Below are 18,380 nucleotides of genomic sequence, written 5' to 3' on the forward strand. Positions count from 1 at the left end.
GGGGGGGGGGGGGGGGGGGGGGGGGGGGGGGGGGGGGGGGGGGGGGGGGGGGGGCGGGGGGGGGGGGTTTTGGGGGGGGGGGGGGGGGGCCCCCCCCCCCCCCCCCCCCCCCCCGCCACCAGAGCCGACGCACACAGGAGAACGCATGGATACGCCCCCGGAGCTGATCGACTTCACCGCAGGCCACCCCCGTTCCGGTGATCTTGACGTTTCCTGGATCCACGGATCAGAATCCGCGAAGCACAACACGGACCCGGACATCCAGGTCCACGCCTACGATGAGCACACGTTCATCCTGCGCCAGAACATGGCCGTCAACTACGAGGCCCCGTTCATGTTCCTGCTGTTCGGCAACTCCCGGGCCGTGCTCATCGATACCGGCGCCACCACGTCCGCGGACTTCTTCCCCCTGCGCAGCGTTGTCGACGGCCTCATGGACACGTGGCTGGCCGCGCATCCCCGCGACGGCTACCGGCTCCTTATCCTCCATACCCATCCGCATGGCGACCATGTTGCGGGGGACGCCCAGTTCGCCGGCCGCCCCGGTACCGTCCTGGTGGACGCGGACCGGGACAGCGCGTGGGAATTCTTCGGATTCACCGGCGCTTCCGGCGATTCCGGTAACACCGGCGACGACGACGACGGCGACGACGGGTTGGGCGGGTTTGGCGGCACCGCACTGCCGGCGCAGGTGGATCTGGGCGGACGAGTCCTGCAGTGCTGGCCCAGCCCGGGGCACCACAACGCGGCGGTGACGTTCTACGATCCCCACACCGGGTTCCTCCTCACCGGAGACACGGTCTACCCCGGCCGGCTGTACATCCAGGACTGGCCCGCGTTTGTCCGCACTATCGACCGGCTGATCGGGTTCTGCAGCACCCACCCCGTCACCCAGGTCCTGGGCTGCCACATCGAAATGTCGCGGGAACCCGGCGTCGACTATCCGGTCTTCACCACTTACCAGCCCGACGAACCATCGCTGCAGATGACCGTCGGGCAGCTCCGGGAGATCCGCCGGGCCATTGACGAGGTGGGCGGACGCCCCGGCCGGCACGTGTTTCCCGGCTTCATCCTCTGCCTCGAAGGGGGCTGAGGCGGCAACCGTCCCGTGACACTCAGCGCCCCCGCAGCGACGCCGCGGCGGGGACGCCGGGCGGGAAATCGGGCAGCGCCCCTGCGGGCGTGTGGAAGATCCACAACGAGAGCGCACGGTAGGTGGCCCAGTCGTCGTCGGCCGCCCGCAGGGACGCGATCTCGGTTCCGTCCGGCTGCCCAGTGGTGCGGATGACCTGTAGCCGGACCGGCGCCGCTTCCGGCAGCCGGAGCGTGACCAGTCCAGAGGCCGGCATCGTTCCGCGCGGGAAGCGAACTGCGGCGCCACCGACCGAAATGTCCAGCAGCTCTCCGCAAGTGCCCTCGGCTTCCACCAGCGCAGACACCTCCATCCGGTAGGCGTTGCGGCGGGACGTGGCGAATTCGGCGGCCCGGATCCGCCGCGTCCCGAGCACCAGGACAGCGCCGGCGAGCACCAGCCAGGCACCCGATGCCACCGTAGAACCGGGCGTCGTGCGCCAGGGCACCAGCCCGGCCAGCCCGGCCGCCGCGTACAGAATCACTGCGGTGATCAGGACAACCATCACGATTAGGATCCGCGGCGTCCGGCCCCGGAGCCGGAGGTCGGCGGCGCCCTTGGGCGTCACCTGGAACTCCAGGATGTTCCGGGACATGAGCCACCAGAGGCACGCGAGGCCCACCGGGACGCGGAAGATCCGCAGGGCGAAGGCTGTGGGCCAGTGGATTTCGTTGCGCATGAGCTGCTTGGACCCCCACAGGCGCACGGTGAACATGACCAGGAAGACCCCGGTGAAGAGCAGCGGGCCAGCGGTGGAGGTCTGTGCCCCGGACAGCATGATCACCACCGGAATAAGGAAGGCCACCAGCGTGGCGATGCCCTCCAGCCACCACAGCGTGCCGTTGAGGTACTCGTGGTAATTCCGCCACGACATCCAGCCCTTCGCCGCCCACAGTTTCTCGTGGACGAGGATCTGCATCGCACCCATGCCCCAGCGCCGGCGCTGCAACAGGTACTGGTCCGGCGTCGCCGGCGCGAGCCCGACGGCGAGCGTCTGGTGGTGGTAGACGGTCCGCCAGCCGCACCGGATGAGTTTGAGGGTGGTGTGCATGTCCTCGGTGATGGTCTCGGTCGCCACGCCGCCCACCTCCTCCAGGGCGCTCAGGCGCAACAACGACGTCGACCCGCACCAGAACGGTCCGGCGCCGGGAACGTTGCGGGACGCCATGAGGACGTTGAAGAAGGTGCCCTGCTCGCCGGTGATGCCGTCGTCGTCGAACGCGCCGCCGTTGTAGAAGGACTGCGGACCCTGGATCAGGGCGATCTCAGGGTCTTTGAACCAGCCCAGGGTGGCGGTGAGGAACGTTGGCAGCGGGACGTGGTCGCAGTCCAGGACCGCGATGATGTCGATGCCGGGGCCGCCGCCGGCTCTTTCCGCGGCCATCAGGGACAGGGCGTGGTTCATGTTGCCTGCCTTGGCGTGGTCGTGGACGGCCCGGCGGACATACCGGGCACCATAAGCGATGCACATTTCCTCGACCCAGGGCCGGTCCCCGTCGTCGAGAACCCACGTCTCATGCGCCGGGGCGAGCCCGCAGGCCGCGGCGACCGTGGGCGTCAGCACCTCGATGGGCTCGTTGTACGTAGGGATCAGCACCGCCACCCGCATGCCGTTCGGGGCCTCCGACACGGGCGCCGGAGGACGGCTGTCAATGTTCCACACGGACCACGCCTTCAGGACGAGGCCGGCCAACGGCAGGGCCTCGAAAGTGACCAGGATCCAGGCGATGGTCAGGTTCCATTCACCGGACGGCATTGTGAACAGGACACGCCAGGCCAGGTACAGGACCAGGGCGGCGATGGCCGCGATACCGCCCACATGCGCCAACCTCCGGGACCGGGGAGCCTCAGGTCCGGGAGGTCCCAGCCGGGCGGCCCAGCCGGCAATGCCGGCACGGGTCAGCGCCGCGGCGTCAAGCGCAACGGGCTGCGGCTCAGTGGATGTTCTTCCGGTGATTCGTCCCTCAGCGGATGCGTTTTCGGCGCGCTGCCGTAGGTCTTCACGAGGCACGTGATCTCCCTCAGCTAGATCCGGTGCTCAATGTCCGATCATCGTAGCCGTGGCGTGGCACGTGCAGGCGGGTCCGCCGGAATCCTTGCGCAAAACTGCGTTTGGAGTGGTCTTTGACATGGTGCCCCGCGTTCTAGTGCCCTGTGGTCTGGCGCCCTGCGGTCTAGTGGACTGCGACGTCTTCCGCGTCCTCGGGCCCGACGAAGTTGCACGAACCCGGGTGGCGCACGGGCAAGGTACAGGTGCGCCCGGTGGGCAGGTGGACGTTGGCGCACCGTCCCGCCATAGCCACGTCTTCGCGGACATGCGTGACGTGCGTGCTGCTCTGTTCCTGTGCCGCTTGCTCGACGCTGGTTTGTTGGGAGTTTCCGGACGCGCTGCGGTTTTGGCTGTTCACGGCTGCAACTCCTTGGGATCTGCGGTGCAGAAAGGATGGGAAGGTGCTTGGTTTTACCAGAAGTCCCCAGCTTCGCACGGGCGGGTTAACACGGGGTTACGGGAGTGTAAGGATCCCGTCTCGTCGAAGGTGCGCGGGCTGGCCGGGCCCCCCGGGGCGACACCGCCGAACGGCCTTTTGCCACCGCCGGCTGTTCCGCATACTGGAAAGCAGATCCGCGATTCCGGCAGGTGAGGACGGTGGTGGCTGATGAGCAGCGGGGTAGAAGGTTCCGGCAGTGCATTCCGGCGCCGGGTAGAGCGTGCCGCGGAACTCCGGGCGGTGCGGGCCTCGGGCAGCACCGCCCAGGAGAACGACGCGCTCAACGCCGCCGAGGAAGAGCTCCGGCAAAAGCGCGCCAAGATCGACGACGCTGCCAAGGCCGAGTACCTGATCCGGGATGCCATGGCGCAGGGCAAGTTCGACAACCTCAAGTACGCCGGCAAACCCATTCCCGGGCTGGGCGAGGCGTATGACCCCGACTGGTGGGTCAAGGGTCTGATCCAGCGGGAGAACATCTCTGGCCTGGGCCCGAAGGCGATCCTGCTCCGCACCGAGGACGCCGAGCTTGATGCCCGTCTCGATGCCCAGTTCAGCGAAAAGCAGGTGCGCGAGATCGTGGAGGACTTCAATGCCAGGATCATTGATGCCCGGCGGCAACTCCAGGGCGGCCCGCCCGTGATCACAAAGACGCGCGACGTCGACGTCGAACTGGAGCGCTGGCGGGCGCGCCGGGCTGCCGCGGCCACCGCGGCCCCGCCGGAGCCGGAACCGAAGCGGCCCTGGTGGCGGCGGCTCTGGAACGGGGCTGGCTAGGCGTTGCCCAAGGTGGGGCCGTCAATCTAGGAGAAAACAATGTCTGAACATGAACATGAACATGAACCTGTCCTGGTGATCGGTGCGACGGGATGGCTCGGCGGCCAGGTCGTCGACCGGCTTCTTGCCCGCGGAAAAAAGGTTCGCGCCTTGGTGCGCCCGACCTCGGACGCGGCCAAACTCGAAGCCAAGGGCGTCGAGATAGCCCGCGGCGATATGCTCGACCTCGATTCCCTCGTCATCGCGATGACCGGCACCGCGGCGGTAATCACGACGGCGGCCGGTTACACCGGAAAGAACAAGAACGCCCACGAGATCGACACCCGTGGCAACGCCAATCTCGCCATCGCCGCGAGCAAAGCCGGGGTGAAGCGCTTCGTGCTCACCAGCATCCTCACGAGTGACCAGACACCCGGTGTGCCGCATTTCTGGCAAAAGAAGCTCACCGAGGACAAGCTCGAAGAACTCGGTGTCCCGTTTGTCGCGCTGCGTCCCGGAGCATTTTTCGACCAGATTGCCCGGATTGGCGGTGACCCGTTCGAGAAGGGCCGCATCATCTGGCTCGGCTCCAAGAGCGTCCCCCTGACGTTCGTCCTGACCAGCGACCTCGCGACCTACCTCGCGGAAGCCGTCGACGCCGACATCGTCGGCGGGGAACGCATCGATATCGGCTGGACGCGCCCCATCAGCATGCGGGAAGGTGCTGAACTGGCGTCGCGGCTGGCGAACACCAAAGTTAGGGTCCTGTCTGTTCCCGCCGGGATGCTCCGCGGCATGGGCAAAATTTCGGGGAAGGCCGGTTCGCGCATGCGTGACATGGGAGCCATGGCGGTCTGGTTCGATACCGGCCGATACGTGGCCAACACGAGCCGGCAGATAGAACTCTTCGGTCCCGCGCCAACTCCGGAAGACGCAGTCGCGCGCTTCGCTGCCAGGCTTGGCCACTGACCAGCGCACGTCTGAAGGGTGCCTCGGTGTCCAGGTAATCGGGTGGTCCCGGTCGCTGGAACATGCGGTGGTGCGGTCCGTGTGGCTGCTGGCCAGCGCCTGGTTCGGGAAGGACGCGCCGGCCCGCGACATGAGGCCCGGGTAGCAGACCGGGCACGGCGAAGTCGCCGGAAACCTGCGAGGTCGCCGGAACATTCCGGCGAGGTGGCACGTTTCCGGCGAATTCGCGCGTTGGGGCTAGACGGTGCGGTCCCGATCCACCCGCCAGCTGGCCCATGTTGACGGTGTCGAGCCCAATTAGTCACGAAGCCCGGCCGCAAGCTCAGGGTCCAAGTCTGAAATCCCGGACGGAGAATCAAACTTCGCCGTGATGCAGCTCACGCGCCGTGCTCAGATGTACTCACGACTTCGTCAGGATCCATTCTCAATGTGAGGAACAGTCATGCAGGCCACTACAAGAACGGGAACAGCAGAGCCGCGCGTCGAGCGCCGCTCCATCGACTTCGTCCCTGAACACGAACGCCACGGGTCACCGACGCAGCAATTCACCCTATGGTTTGGCGCGAACATGCAGATCACGGCAATCGTGGACGGAGCGCTGGCGGTGCTTTTCGGCGCCGATGCCCTGTGGGCGATCCTCGGGCTGCTGATCGGCAACATCCTCGGCGGAGCCGTCATGGCACTGCACGCGGCCCAGGGACCCAAGCTTGGTCTCCCGCAGATGATCTCCAGCCGTGCGCAGTTCGGCGTCCTTGGCGCCGTGATCCCCCTGGTGCTGGTCATCATCATGTATCTCGGCTTCGCGGCCACCGGAACTGTCCTGGCGGGGCAGGCCGTAGAGCAGATCACCCACACCGGAACGCCGGCCGTGGGCATGGTCATCTTCGGGGCCTTGACCGTGCTGGTGGCGACCCTGGGCTACAAGTACATCCACCTGATGGGACGGATTTCGACCGTCGTGGGCGTGCTGGGCTTCACCTACCTGGGCATCAGGCTCCTCGCCAGTCAGGACGTCGGCGCGCTGCTGAGCTCCGGCAGCTTCGAATTCCCCACGTTCCTCCTGGCCGTCTCCCTCGGCGCCGGGTGGCAGCTGACGTACGGCCCATACGTCGCCGACTATTCCCGTTACCTGCCGTCTGACACTGCGCCCCGCCGAACGTTCCTGACCGCCTTCTTCGGCACGGTCCTTGGATCGCAGTGGTCCATGACCCTCGGCGCCCTGTTCGCTGCCCTGGCGCTGCCCAAGGGCCAGCGGTTCCTCGACGGTCAGGTGGCCTTCCTCGGCAACCTCAGCGGCGGTGGCCTAATCGCCGTCGTCATTTACCTGGTGATCGTGACCGGCAAACTGACCGTCAACACCCTCAACGCCTACGGCGGATACATGACGATGCTGACCTCTGTAACAGCGTTCACGCGCAAATCGACGGCACCGTCACGGACCCGGTTGGTCTATGTGATCGCCTTCATCGGGCTTTCCGTCCTCATCGCGGTACTGGCTTCGCCGGACTTCATCGCCAACTTCAAGAACTTCGTCCTGCTCCTGCTCATGGTTTTCATTCCGTGGAGCTCGATCAACCTCGTGGACTACTACCTCGTCTCGAAGGAAAAGGTGGACATCCCGGCGCTGTACGATCCTGACGGCCGGTACGGGCGGTGGAACAAGACCGCTCTCTTCTCCTACGCCGTCGGCATTCTCGTCCAGATTCCGTTCCTCGCCCAGACTCTCTACACGGGACCGATGACCAAGATGCTGGGTGGCGCCGACATCTCCTGGCTGGTTGGCCTGGTGGTCACCGCCCTCGTGTTTTATCCGCTGGCCAAGCGAAACTCGAACGCACCGGCGCACATGATCTACCCGGCCGACGCCGGCCCGCTTGCCACTGCCTCGGCCAGCGAACCGCTTCAGAGCAGCCAGGTGCCCTGAACCGGAACGAGCCAGACCGGCCGAATTCGCCGGAAACCTGCGCGCTCGCCTGAACCTTCCGGCGATCTCACAGGTTTCCGGCGAATTGGCGCGTCGACCCGAACGTCCGTGATAGATGCTTGCCGGCGCAACGGTGGCCGGCACATTCGGCCGCAAGATGCCGATCCAAGGCCCGTGGCTTCGCGGGCGCAATCGGCGTAGCCTGCGCTTAGGCGCACTCATCGCGGACCTGCGCGGTCGGCACGAAGCGGGCGATGCCATGAAAAAGTTCGAGCCGCAGGACAGCCATACCCCGCGGCCAGGCACTGGGTCTGAACCGGGGCGACTCGCAGCACTGCGCGCGCAGTTGCGCCTGGCCGCCACGCTGGCGTTTGCTGGCTTCGCGGTGTCGGTGATTGCCGGACTGTTCCATGCCGACACCGCCAGCGCGAACGACCACCCGGCCACGTTCGCGGAGTACGCCCGCAGCGGCATCTGGACGGCGGTCCATCTGGGGCAGTTCGCGGGCATGGCGCTTCTCATCTCAGGGCTGCTGGTCCTACTGGTGGTCCTGAAAGCGCCGGACGGGGTCATGGCCTGGGCGGCACGCTTCGGCATTGCGGCGGCGGTAGCCGCGCTGGCCCTATATGCCTCGCTCCAGGCCGTCGACGGGGTTGCCCTCAAGCACGCCGTGGACGCCTGGGCTGCCGCCGCGGAATCGGAGAAACCCGCCCGGTTTGCGACCGCCGAGGGCATCCGGTGGCTCGAGTGGGGCCTGCGCAGCTACCAGAGCTTCGTGCTGGGCGCGGCCCTGCTCCTGACCGGTGCCGTGGTTGTCGGGGCACACCGGGTCTCCCGACTGATCGGCTATCTCATGGCGCTCTCCGGCCTGGCGTACGTTGCCCAGGGCTGGATTGTCGGGGCCGAAGGCTTCTCCTCGGCGAACACTATTCCCATACTGGCCGGGATTGCCTTGATCCTGGTGTGGTCCGTGTGGCTGCTGGTCAGCGCCTGGTTTGGGAAGGACGCGCCGGCCCGCGACAGGAGACGCGGGTAGCTGGCCCCGCACGGCGAAGTCGCCGGGTAGCTGCGAACTCGCCGGAACGTTCCGGCGAACCCGCAGGTTTCCGGCGATTTCGCGTGCTGGGGCGCGCTTGCCGGTGCGGGGGCAGTGTCAGTCCGTGGCAGCCTGGTCGGCGTCGAACCCGGCCAGGAGGCGCCGCGAGGCCGTGTCCATGTGGGAGCGCATGGCTGCCGTCACCGCGGCCTCGTCCCGCGCTTCCAGGGCGTGGAAGATTTCCCGGTGCTCGGCCAGGGCCGCCGCCGCGTGCCCTTCGTCCGTCAAGGCGCGGTCTACCCAGATGCGCAGCAGCGAGCGGATGCTTTGCAGCAGTTCCTGCAGGACCTGGTTGCCGGAGGCGGCCGCAATCTCGCGGTGGAAGGCGGCGTCGGCCTCCACGAAGGTTGCGAGGTCGTCGAGGTTGTGCTCCATGGTGGCCAGATTTTCGCGCATCCTGCCCAGGGCGCCGTCGGTAATCCGCTGGGCCGCCAGCTGGCCGGCCTGAACCTCGAGTCCGCCGCGTAGCTCCACGAGTTCGCGTGTGCGCGGGGCGCCCAGCATGAGGCCCCAGCTCAGCGTGCGGGGGAGGAGTTCGGAAATGCCGTCGCGCAGGTAGGTCCCGGAACCCGGGCGGACGATGACAATCCCGAGGATCTCCAGCGCTGCGAGGGCTTCGCGGACCGCGGAGCGCCCGACCCCCAGCGATGCGGCGAGCTGGCGCTCGGCCGGCAGGCGGGTTCCGACGGCGATCTCGCCGCTCGTGAAGTAGCCCAGCAGCCGTTCGGCGACTTCGGAGACAACCGATCCTTGCTCCATGGAACCAAGCGCGGCACTGATTTTGGCCGTGGAAGCGGCGGAATTAACGGACACCTTCCCAGCGTAACAACCAGGACAGGCGCAGCCGCGCAGGCTTTACCCTCAGACATAAACATGTCAACCGGTTGACCAATTTGGGGTCCTCGCTTTATGGTGTTAATCACACGCTTAGTACCGGCCCCGCCAGCTTTCCCGAACTAGGCACTGAGACCCATCCCAAGGCATCCATCGCAGGCCGCCGCCGGGAGACCAACATCTAGGAGTCAATGTGGACACCACACAATCGGTGGTCGAAAGATCTGCAATTAAGAAGGTGGCATACCGGCTGGTGCCGTTCGTCGCCCTGATGTTCTTCATCAATTACCTGGACCGGACGGCTATCGCCTTTGCCGGCCCCAACGGCATGAACGCCGATCTGGGCCTCTCGGCCGCCCAGTTCGGCTTCGCGTCCGGGGTCTTCTTCATTGGCTACATCCTGCTTGAAGTACCCAGCAATCTGGCCCTGCACAGGTTCGGCGCCCGCCGCTGGCTCTCCCGCATCATGGTCAGCTGGGGCATCGTCTCCCTGCTGTTCGTCTGGGTCAGCAGCGTGGAGGGGCTCTATATTCTGCGCTTCATCCTGGGTGTGGCCGAAGCCGGCTTCTTTCCCGGCGCCATTCTGTTCCTGAGCCTGTGGGTCCCGTCCCGTCACCGCAGCAAGATCCTGGCCCTGTTCTACTTGGCCCAGCCGCTGACCACGGTCATCGGTGCACCGCTTGCCGGTTGGCTCATTCAGCAGGAGGGCCTCTTCGGCCTCGAGGGCTGGCGCGTGATGTACCTCGGCGTATCGGTTCCGGCCATCGTCGTCGGCATCATCGCCTGGTTCTACCTCGCCGATTCCCCGGCCAAGGCCAAGTGGCTCAACCCGGACGAAAAGACGTGGCTGACCAACGCCCTGGAGACGGAAAAGAAGGAAACCAAGGCGAGCCACAAGCACGTTAGCGTCCGCACTGTCTTCTCCAACGGCAGGGTCTGGATGCTGTCCGCGATCTACTTCGGCTTCATCTACGGCCTCTATGCGTTGGCGTTCTTCCTGCCCACCATCATCGCCGGCTTCGAAAGCCAATACGGCACCAAGTTCGATGTGCTCCAAAAGGGCCTCATCACGGCCATCCCGTATGTGTTCGCGGCCTTTGCCCTGTACTTCTGGTCCAGGGACGCCACGAAGCGCGGCGTCAAGACCTGGCACATCGCTTTGCCCGCGCTCATCGGCGGCCTGAGCGTCCCGCTGGCCTTGTTTGCCGGCTCTCCGGCCGCGACCATCGCCGTCATCACCGTCACGGCCATGGCCATCTTTGCCGCACTGCCCAACTTCTGGACCGTCCCCACCCAGTTCCTCACCGGAGCGGCGGCCGCGGCCGGCATCGCCCTGATCAACACCGTGGGCAACCTGGCCGGCTTCAGCGCCGGGTTCGTTACCGGCTGGCTCAAGGACTGGACCGGCGGCTACACCGTCCCGATGTTCGTCGTCGGCGGCTTCCTGCTTCTTTCCGCCATCCTCATGGTGGTGCTGAGCCGCTCCGGCAAGATCAGCGAAGGCGTACCCGCTGAAGCGCTTGATCCCTCGGGGGCCGGACACCACGCCGAACCGTAACAGACCCGGGGGCGTCCCCCTTACCCGGGGATGTCCCCGCACCAATCCGCGCCGGCCGGCGCATGCTGGCCGCAGACATGTCCGCCGCCACCAGTCGGCGTCCCAAGAACAATTTCCCTCAGCTAGCCTCTATATATTCCGGGAGACACCGCATGACCCGCCTGTTCAATGAACCTTCAGCCTTCGCTGACGAGATGATCGAGGGCTTCGTTGCCTCCCACCGCCGCTGGGTCAAGCGCGTTTCCGGTGGTGTTGTCCGTAACACCCGCAGCACACCCGGCACCGCTGCCCTGGTGATCGGCGGCGGCTCCGGACACTACCCGGCCTTTGCCGGGCTCGTGGGCCAGGGCCTCGCCCACGGTGCCGCGATGGGCAACCTGTTCGCTTCCCCGTCCGCGCAGCAAATCTACAACGTGGCGAAGGCCGCCAACAACGGCGGCGGTGTGCTGCTGGGGTACGGCAACTACGCCGGTGACGTCCTGCACTTCAACCAGGCCCAGGACCGGCTCCGCAACGAGGGAATCGACTGCCGGAGCATCGCTGTTACGGACGACGTCTCCTCCGCACCGCCGGCCGAACGGGCCAAGCGCAGGGGCATCGCCGGTGACCTGACGGTCTTCAAGGTGGCCGCCGCGGCCGCTGAAGCCGGCTACTCCATGGACGCTACGCTGGCGATCGCCGAACGCGCCAACGACCGGACCCGCTCCTTCGGTGTTGCCTTCACCGGATGCACCCTGCCCGGCGCCGACCACCCGCTCTTCTCCGTCCCGGAAGGCCGCATGGCCGTCGGGATGGGCATCCACGGTGAGCCGGGCATCGGGGAAACGGACATCCCGACGGCGGACGAACTCGCCGAGTTGCTCGTCAGCAGCCTCCTGGCAGAGGTTCCCGACGGCCTCGGGGACGGCGTCGCTTCCGGCGGTGCACGGCGCGTCGTCCCCATCCTCAACGGCCTGGGCAGCGTCAAGTACGAGGAACTCTTCGTGGTCTACCGCCGCGTCGCCCAGCTCCTCGCCGAGGCCGGCCTGGACGCCGTGGACCCGCAGGTGGGCGAACTGGTCACCAGCTTCGACATGGCCGGCACCTCCCTGACCCTGTTCTGGCTCGACGACGAACTCGAATCCCTCTGGGACGCGCCCGCCGACGCCCCGGCCTTCCGCCGCGGCGCCGTGACCGCCGAGGCCCTCGAGACCACCGAATTCACAGACCTCGCCGAGGTCGAAGCGCCGATCCCGGCAGCTTCCGACGAATCCCGTGCCGGGGCCCTCCGGGTACTGGCCGCGCTCGGCGCCGCAAAGGACGTGGTGGACGCCAACGCCGAGGAGCTCGGCAGGATTGACGCCATCGCCGGCGACGGCGACCACGGCATCGGCATGGAACGCGGCGTCGGGGCGGCTGTCACTGCCGCAGCGGACGCCGTCGCCCGCGGCGCGGGAGCCGCCACCACCCTCCGCCTCGCAGGTGACGCCTGGGCCGACAAAGCCGGCGGCACCTCCGGTGCACTGTGGGGCATGGCCCTGCACGCCGTCGGAGACGCCCTGGGCGACTCCAAGGCTCCCGACGCCGGCGCTGTCGCCGACGGCGTGGCCGCCGCGGCCGCCGCGATCATGGACTTCGGCAAGGCCAAGCCAGGGGACAAGACCTTGGTGGACGTCCTGGTCCCGTTCCGTGACGCCCTCAGCACCGGTGTCAGTACCGGAGAGTCCCTCACGCAGGCCTGGGGTACGGCGGCAGGGGTTGCCGAGCAGGCGGCCGAAGACACCGCCCAGCTGCTGCCGCTCATGGGACGCGCCCGCCCGCACGCTGAGAAGAGCCTAGGCACCCCCGATGCCGGCGCCGTGTCCATGGCGCTGATCGTACGAGCCATTCACAAAATCCTCGTCGAGGAAAAAACAGTTAAGGAGAACGCATGAGCGCCAAACTGCGCCTGGTCATCGGAGCCGACGACGCTGGATTCGACTACAAAGAGGCCCTCAAAGCCGATCTCGAGGCCAGTGACCTCGTCGAATCGGTCCACGACGTGGGCGTGGATGCCACCAGCCACACTCCCTACCCATCCGTGGCCATCGCGGCCGCCGAACTCATCGCCGCCGGCAAGGCGGACCGCGCCCTGCTGGTCTGCGGCACCGGGCTCGGCGTCGCGATCGCCGCAAATAAGGTCCCCGGGATCCGAGCCGTCACGGCCCACGACAGCTACTCCGTGGAGCGTTCTATCCTGAGCAACAACGCCCAGGTGCTCACCTTCGGCCAACGCGTCGTCGGCCTGGAGCTCGCCCGCCGGCTCGCCCGCGAATGGCTCACCTACACCTTCGACGAAACTTCCGCCTCGGCCGAAAAAGTCACACTAATTAAGGACTACGAGGGTGTCACTTCCTGCTAAGACAGCAACAAAACCGAAGGCAATCATCGGCGTCAGCCTGAAGATGTACTTCGGCTACGAACGCACGCTCGAATACTGCCGCGAGGTGGCCACCATCGCTTTCGCGCATCCGGCGGTCCAGAGCGGCGGCATCGAACTGTTCGTGCTGCCCACCCTGCCTGTACTGCCCGAAGCGGCCCGCATTCTCGGGACCGCCGGGGCAGCCGCCGGAGCCCAGGACATCTTCTGGGAGGACGAAGGACCCTACACCGGGGAGGTAGGCGGCAGGACCGTTGCTGAACTCGGCGGCCGCTACGCAGAGGTGGGCCACGCAGAACGGCGCCGGATCTTTGGCGAGGATGACAGGATAATCGGCCTCAAGACCGCCGCCGCCTACCGCAACGGGCTCACCCCGGTGCTCTGCGTGGGCGAGCTGCAGCCCGGTTCCGTGGAGGAAGCCATCCGGACCTGCTCAGCGGACATCGACGCCGCGCTCAACCGGGCACGGTCCCTGGGGCCGGCAGCGCGGACCATTGTGGCCTACGAACCGCAATGGGCCATCGGCGCCCCGGAACCGGCCACGCCGGAGTACATCAGCGCCGTCAGCGTCGGCCTGGACGCGCACCTGCGCTCCCTGCCCGGCCAGGCCGACAGCCGGGTCATCTACGGCGGAAGCGCCGGCCCGGGCCTGATCGGCCGGCTCGATGATGCCGTCGCCGGGCTGTTCCTGGGCCGCTTCGCCCACGACCCGAAGGCCCTGAAGACCATCCTGGACGAGACCGCCGAACGGCTGGGCCTGCTGTCCGGAAGGGCGGCAGCATGAGCACCATCGGCCAGGGCTCCCGGATCGGATCTGGTTCAAGAATTGGATTGAGCAGCTACGCCTTCTTCTGGCAGCTCTCGGAGAAGGTTTCGGAGCCCATCAGCCTCCGCGAGGCGCTGGAGCGCACCGCGGCCCTCGGCGTGGACCTCTTTCAGATCTGCGACTACGCACCGCTCGAAGCCATGAGCGAAGCGGAACTGAAGGACATCCGGGCCACGGCCGACTCGCTGGGGATCGCGCTGGAACTGGGCACCAAAGGCATCCGGCAGGAACACCTCCGGAAGTTCCTGCGGATCGCCGGGATCTTGGGCGCGCCGCTCTTGCGGACCATGTTCAACGTCCCGGGCCACACCCCGACACCGGAAGAAGCCGTGGCGATTTTCAAGGACGTGCTGCCGGAGTTCGAGGCCGCCGGAGTGAAGATCGCGGTGGAAACCTATGAGCAAGTTCCCACGGCCCGGATCCTGGAGGTCATCCGCAGCGTCGGGAGCCCCTACCTGGGCATCTGCAGCGATCCCGCCAACACCGTGGCGGCGCTGGAGTCCCCGCGTGAGGTGATTGACGCCGTCGCGCCCTATGTCCTCAACATGCACATCAAAGACTTTGCGTTCAGCCGCAAGGAGGGGTGGGTCGGCTTCACGTACTCCGGCGCTCCCCTCGGCGAGGGCCTTCTGGACTATGACTACATGGCCGGAAAGCTTCAGCCCAAAGAAAGAAACATCAACCAAATTGTCGAGCACTGGCTGCCGTGGCAGGACTCCGAAGAAGAGACCATCCGCCGCGAAAACCAGTGGACCCAGCAAAGCCTCGATTTCCTAAGGAGCAAGTGAAATGTCAGCAGAAAAATTGACCGTCGCCGTCATCGGGGCCGGAGGCAAAATGGGGCTGCGTGTTTCAGCCAACCTCCAGAAGAGCGCCCACAACGTCTTCTACAGCGAGAACTCGCCTGCCGGACAGGAGCGCGTACGCGCCGAAGGACGGGAAATCAGCAGCACGGAGGATGCGATCAAGGACGCCGATGTCGTGATCCTCGCCGTCCCGGACACCGTACTGGGCGTCGTTTCCCAGGGTGTGGTCCCGCAGTTGAAGTCGGGCGCCATCCTGCTCACCCTTGACCCGGCCGCCGCCTACGCCGGCCTCTTGGCCACGCGCGACGACGTCGTCCAGGCCGTGGCCCACCCGTGCCACCCGTCTGTGTTCCTGGAACGCACCACCAAGGAGGAATGGGCCGATACCTTCGGCGGACAGGGCGCCCCGCAGAACGTCGTCGCCGCGATCGACGAGGACGCCTCCGAGGCCGCCCGCGCCGCCGCCGAGGCGACCATCAAGGTCATCTACGCCCCCGTGATCGACGTCCACTGGGTCACTGTGAAGCAACTCGCCATCCTCGAACCCACCCTCGTGGAGACCGTGGCCTGCATGATCGGCACCCTGCTCAAGGAAGCCCTGCACGAGACCGTGCACACCGCGGGCGTCCCGGAGGAAGCCGCCAAGGCCATGCTGTTCGGACACGTCCAGATCGCCCTCACCAACGCCCTGCGCGGTTCCAACCCGTTCTCCGAGGCCTGCGAAATCGCCATCCAGTACGGCAAGGACACCATCGTCAAGGACGACTGGAAGAAGATCTTCGACGACTCCGAGCTCGACTACGTGATCGCCAAGATGCTCAAGCTCGACGCCGTCAAGCGCTGAGTCGACGCCGGACTCGCCCGATCTGGGCGGCGTCCCGGCTCACGAACGGCCGAAGTCGCCGGAAACCTGCGGGCTCGCCGGAACGTTCCGGCGGTCTCGCGGGTTTCCGGCGAACTCGCCCGTCGGGGCACGGACCGATCGCGCGTCCGGGCCCGGAGCGTCAGATGGTGCGCGGGGCCTTGGCCAGGTTCTCGGCCAGCTCGGCCACGTTCTGCCGGATCACGTAGGCGGGGCGGTCCCGTTCCGTGCGCCAGCTTTCGGACAGGGGGCCCATGTTGACGGTGTCGAAGCCGAATTCGTCATAGAGCCTGGTGACAAGCTCAGCCGCTTCCGGGAAATCGCTCGCCGTGGCCAGGGCCCGGCGGTTGGGTGTTCCGGCCGGTGTGCCGTCCGTGGTGATCTGGGAGAACCTGATGTGGTTGAAGGCCTTGGCCACCTTGGACTGGGGCAGGTGCTCCTGCAGCAGGCCGCAGGTGGTGGCCTCGCCGGCATCCAAAGCGGGCACATGCCCGTCGCGTTCCCAGTAGTAGTTGTTGGTGTCCAGAACGATCTTGCCCGCCAGCGGCTCCACGGGCACGTTCCGGATGCTCTTAAACGGCACGGAGACGACGGCGAAGTCGCCAGCAGTTGCCGCTTCGGCCGGCGTTGCGGCCTGGGCCCGGGGCCCTAGCTCCGCGACGAGGTCCGCCAGAGTTTCCGTGCCCCGCGAGTTGCTGATCACGACGTCGTAGCCGAGCTCCACGGCCTTGCGGGCGATCTGGCCGCCAATGTGTCCTGCACCGATGAATCCGATTGTTGTCATGTCGGGGCCAACACGCAGGCAGGCGAACATATTTCGTCCGTTGCCGGTTGTGTCCTGCCAGGACCATCAGGCCCAGGCACGCCGAAGTCGCCGGAAACTTGCCCGTTCGCCGGAAACTTGCCCGCTCGCCGGAAAGTTCCGGCGAGCTCGCAGGATTCCGGCGAGGTCGCGCGCCGAGGCCGCCATTCGTGCGTCGGGCCGCCAATAGGCGCGTCGGGGCCGCTACGGCCCGGTCCTGCCGCCCGGCGCGGCGTTGCCCTTGGCTCCGGGGCCCGGTTCGTCGTCGATGTCCGGGCCCTCTGCCGCGTCCTGGGAATGGGCCCGGTCGTCAAAGGGTTCAGCCGTTGCATCACCCTCGGCGGGGGTCTCGCTGTGGGCGCGTTCCGGCGCCTCTGAGTCTTCCCTCATGTCCGCTCCTCTGCTGCGAATCCTGCGATGGTTGTCGGCTCTTGACCATCTAGCTCCCGCAGCAAGAGGGCTGTCAAGACCTGCCGGATGCTTGGAGATTCAGAACGGTGCCCGGCCGCCGGGACGGCTGGAGTCCCGTTTAGGTTCTTTGCCGGGGCGCAGGGCATAGTCGCGGGACCGTTTGCTGGAGAGCGCCAGAAGCAACAGGATGTCCAGGGTCAGGCCGGGCAGATTGGACTGCAGCGTGATGTCCGGACCGCCGTGGAAGACATCGACGGCCTGGGCGCAGATGGCGGCCGTGCTGAGCGCCATGGCCACAGTCCGGGCCCAGTTTCGGCCCAGGAACACAAACCACGCCAGCAGGATCTCGGCCAGGGCAAAGAGCAGGACAACCACTGTTGCGGCGGTGACGGCCAATTCCGCCTGGGCCTCCGTGACGGCAAGACCCGCTACGGGCTGCACCAGGGAGTCCACGTGTGCGTCCTTGAAGAGCACCATGGACATGGCCAACAGGGCGGCCGCCGCCGCGCGGGCAGCGACGAAGACTGCCCCGACAATCGTGGTGGCCGGACGCCTGTTGCGGCTGTCGCTCGGGGCCCTGTCGCGCTGGGCTTTGTCGCTCTGAGGGCAGAGCGCCGCGGCCGGCCCCGCCGCGGCCGGCCCTTCCGCGGCCGGCCCTTCCGCGGCCGGCCCCACGGCGGCCTGCCTGAGATCGATGATCGGCAGATCGCCGTCCGTGGCAATGTTGTCGCCCCCGCCGTTGCGCGCGTGGTAGCCGGTCGAGAAATCGCGGATCACCCGGAGCTCGGCCGCGGGGTCGGCTCCGGTGATGGCGCCTACCACATGGTCGCGTTCGGCGTCGGTGTTCTCATCGATCTTGTGGGTGATCTGCAGGGTAAACAGGGACAGCCCGACGCTGCGGTCATACGTGCCGGCCGCCAGCCAGTCGACGGCCAGTCCGCCGGGCAGCAGCCAGCCGGCCGGGCATTGCCAGAAACGGACGTGGTGCCGCTTGCCTGGGGTGCCGTCGACTTCCTGCTGATAGGCAAAATCCTGCTGGCGGCCGAACAGGAACAAGGGACTGACCGGGGCCTGGAGATAGCTGCGGCGCAGGAGGGTGGAGGAAACGATCCGCCGGCTGCTGGCCAGCGTCACGTCATCGGCCAGTGTCCAGCCTGCCGCCCGCATCACCCCGTGCACCTGCGGTTCGGTTCCTAGCAAGGCCACGTTCACGGGATCGCCGAGCAACCCGTCGCTGGTGCGGGCCCGGCCGATGAAGTAGTCCGGAACGTAGAGCCGGGTCAGGATCCGGTGGAGACGGGGGAGGACCAGATAGGCGAGCAGGGCCCAGAAGATGAAGAGGAACCAGACCTGCGCCCAGCCCCACTGGAAGCTCAGCTGAACCAGCAGCGACGTCAGCCACACCGCCGCGACGCCGCCCACCACGAAGAACACGGTGTCCAGTACGGAATACGGCACCGCGGCCGCGGGGGCTGTGACCTCAACCGCTGCCTTGGTCATGGCCGTCATACTACGCGCAC

At 66.9% G+C, this 18,380-nt stretch carries 17 protein-coding genes; 11 read left to right on the top strand and 6 right to left on the bottom strand.

Annotated elements, in window-relative coordinates:
* Nucleotides 1-145: 145 nt before the first annotated feature.
* Nucleotides 146-1,093, top strand: a complete 948-nt coding sequence (locus tag M2428_RS21100; protein ID WP_277527929.1) for an MBL fold metallo-hydrolase — start codon at nucleotides 146-148, stop codon at nucleotides 1,091-1,093.
* Between the two features lie 22 nt (nucleotides 1,094-1,115).
* On the opposite strand, the gene M2428_RS21105 is transcribed toward M2428_RS21100, so the two are convergent.
* Nucleotides 1,116-3,143, bottom strand: coding sequence for a glycosyltransferase family 2 protein (locus tag M2428_RS21105; RefSeq protein ID WP_277527930.1), 2,028 nt, complete (start codon nucleotides 3,141-3,143; stop codon nucleotides 1,116-1,118).
* Between the two features lie 163 nt (nucleotides 3,144-3,306).
* Nucleotides 3,307-3,540 carry a hypothetical protein gene (locus M2428_RS21110; protein ID WP_277527931.1) on the bottom strand — a complete coding sequence of 78 codons (234 nt, stop codon included), beginning with the start codon at nucleotides 3,538-3,540 and terminating at the stop codon, nucleotides 3,307-3,309.
* Nucleotides 3,541-3,789: 249 nt separating this feature from the next.
* Between M2428_RS21110 and M2428_RS21115 the strand changes: the two genes are divergently transcribed.
* From M2428_RS21115 to M2428_RS21130, 4 genes are all read left to right on the top strand, one after another.
* The gene (locus M2428_RS21115; protein WP_277527932.1) at nucleotides 3,790-4,395 is read left to right on the top strand and encodes a DUF1992 domain-containing protein; all 606 of its coding nucleotides are present in this window, start codon (nucleotides 3,790-3,792) and stop codon (nucleotides 4,393-4,395) included.
* Between the two features lie 39 nt (nucleotides 4,396-4,434).
* Nucleotides 4,435-5,343, top strand: a complete 909-nt coding sequence (locus M2428_RS21120; RefSeq protein ID WP_277527933.1) for an SDR family oxidoreductase — start codon at nucleotides 4,435-4,437, stop codon at nucleotides 5,341-5,343.
* Between the two features lie 442 nt (nucleotides 5,344-5,785).
* The gene (locus M2428_RS21125; RefSeq protein WP_277527934.1) at nucleotides 5,786-7,267 is read left to right on the top strand and encodes a cytosine permease; all 1,482 of its coding nucleotides are present in this window, start codon (nucleotides 5,786-5,788) and stop codon (nucleotides 7,265-7,267) included.
* A 259-nt stretch (nucleotides 7,268-7,526) separates the two neighbouring features.
* Complete coding sequence (locus tag M2428_RS21130; protein WP_277527935.1) at nucleotides 7,527-8,303, top strand: hypothetical protein; 777 nt, start codon at nucleotides 7,527-7,529, stop codon at nucleotides 8,301-8,303.
* A gap of 117 nt (nucleotides 8,304-8,420) precedes the next feature.
* Here M2428_RS21130 and M2428_RS21135 read toward each other — a convergent pair whose 3' ends face one another.
* Nucleotides 8,421-9,176, bottom strand: coding sequence for a FadR/GntR family transcriptional regulator (locus M2428_RS21135; protein ID WP_277527936.1), 756 nt, complete (start codon nucleotides 9,174-9,176; stop codon nucleotides 8,421-8,423).
* A gap of 214 nt (nucleotides 9,177-9,390) precedes the next feature.
* On the opposite strand from M2428_RS21135, the gene M2428_RS21140 reads away from it, so the two are divergent.
* The 6 genes from M2428_RS21140 to M2428_RS21165 all read left to right on the top strand — a co-directional run bounded on the left by M2428_RS21140 (nucleotide 9,391) and on the right by M2428_RS21165 (nucleotide 15,629).
* Entirely contained in the window at nucleotides 9,391-10,755 is a 1,365-nt protein-coding gene (locus M2428_RS21140) for an MFS transporter (protein WP_277527937.1), read from the top strand.
* Nucleotides 10,756-10,907: 152 nt separating this feature from the next.
* Nucleotides 10,908-12,668 carry a dihydroxyacetone kinase family protein gene (locus tag M2428_RS21145; RefSeq protein WP_277527938.1) on the top strand — a complete coding sequence of 587 codons (1,761 nt, stop codon included), beginning with the start codon at nucleotides 10,908-10,910 and terminating at the stop codon, nucleotides 12,666-12,668.
* Nucleotides 12,665-13,135 (top strand): ribose-5-phosphate isomerase, encoded by a 471-nt coding sequence (locus M2428_RS21150; protein ID WP_277527939.1) that lies wholly within the window; start codon nucleotides 12,665-12,667, stop codon nucleotides 13,133-13,135. The genes M2428_RS21145 and M2428_RS21150 overlap by 4 nt, the downstream gene beginning before the upstream one ends.
* Complete coding sequence (locus M2428_RS21155) at nucleotides 13,119-13,937, top strand: triose-phosphate isomerase family protein (protein WP_277527940.1); 819 nt, start codon at nucleotides 13,119-13,121, stop codon at nucleotides 13,935-13,937. Before M2428_RS21150 ends, M2428_RS21155 begins: the two co-directional genes overlap by 17 nt.
* The gene (locus tag M2428_RS21160) at nucleotides 13,934-14,767 is read left to right on the top strand and encodes a sugar phosphate isomerase/epimerase family protein (RefSeq protein ID WP_277527941.1); all 834 of its coding nucleotides are present in this window, start codon (nucleotides 13,934-13,936) and stop codon (nucleotides 14,765-14,767) included. Before M2428_RS21155 ends, M2428_RS21160 begins: the two co-directional genes overlap by 4 nt.
* A 1-nt stretch (nucleotide 14,768) precedes the next feature.
* Nucleotides 14,769-15,629 (top strand): phosphogluconate dehydrogenase C-terminal domain-containing protein, encoded by an 861-nt coding sequence (locus M2428_RS21165; protein ID WP_277527942.1) that lies wholly within the window; start codon nucleotides 14,769-14,771, stop codon nucleotides 15,627-15,629.
* Nucleotides 15,630-15,789: 160 nt separating this feature from the next.
* On the opposite strand, the gene M2428_RS21170 is transcribed toward M2428_RS21165, so the two are convergent.
* The 3 genes from M2428_RS21170 to M2428_RS21180 form a co-directional block, all read right to left on the bottom strand.
* Nucleotides 15,790-16,431: an NAD(P)-binding domain-containing protein gene (locus M2428_RS21170; RefSeq protein ID WP_277527943.1), complete on the bottom strand. Its 642-nt coding sequence runs from the start codon at nucleotides 16,429-16,431 to the stop codon at nucleotides 15,790-15,792.
* A gap of 222 nt (nucleotides 16,432-16,653) precedes the next feature.
* On the bottom strand, nucleotides 16,654-16,839 hold the full coding sequence (locus M2428_RS21175; protein WP_277527944.1) for a hypothetical protein: 186 nt from the start codon (nucleotides 16,837-16,839) through the stop codon (nucleotides 16,654-16,656).
* Nucleotides 16,840-16,938: 99 nt separating this feature from the next.
* Entirely contained in the window at nucleotides 16,939-18,369 is a 1,431-nt protein-coding gene (locus M2428_RS21180) for an LssY C-terminal domain-containing protein (RefSeq protein ID WP_277527945.1), read from the bottom strand.
* Nucleotides 18,370-18,380: the final 11 nt, after the last annotated feature.

Origin of the sequence: Arthrobacter sp. ES3-54 (genome assembly GCF_029504395.1) — a bacterium.
Classification (GTDB): Bacteria; Actinomycetota; Actinomycetes; order Actinomycetales; family Micrococcaceae; genus Arthrobacter.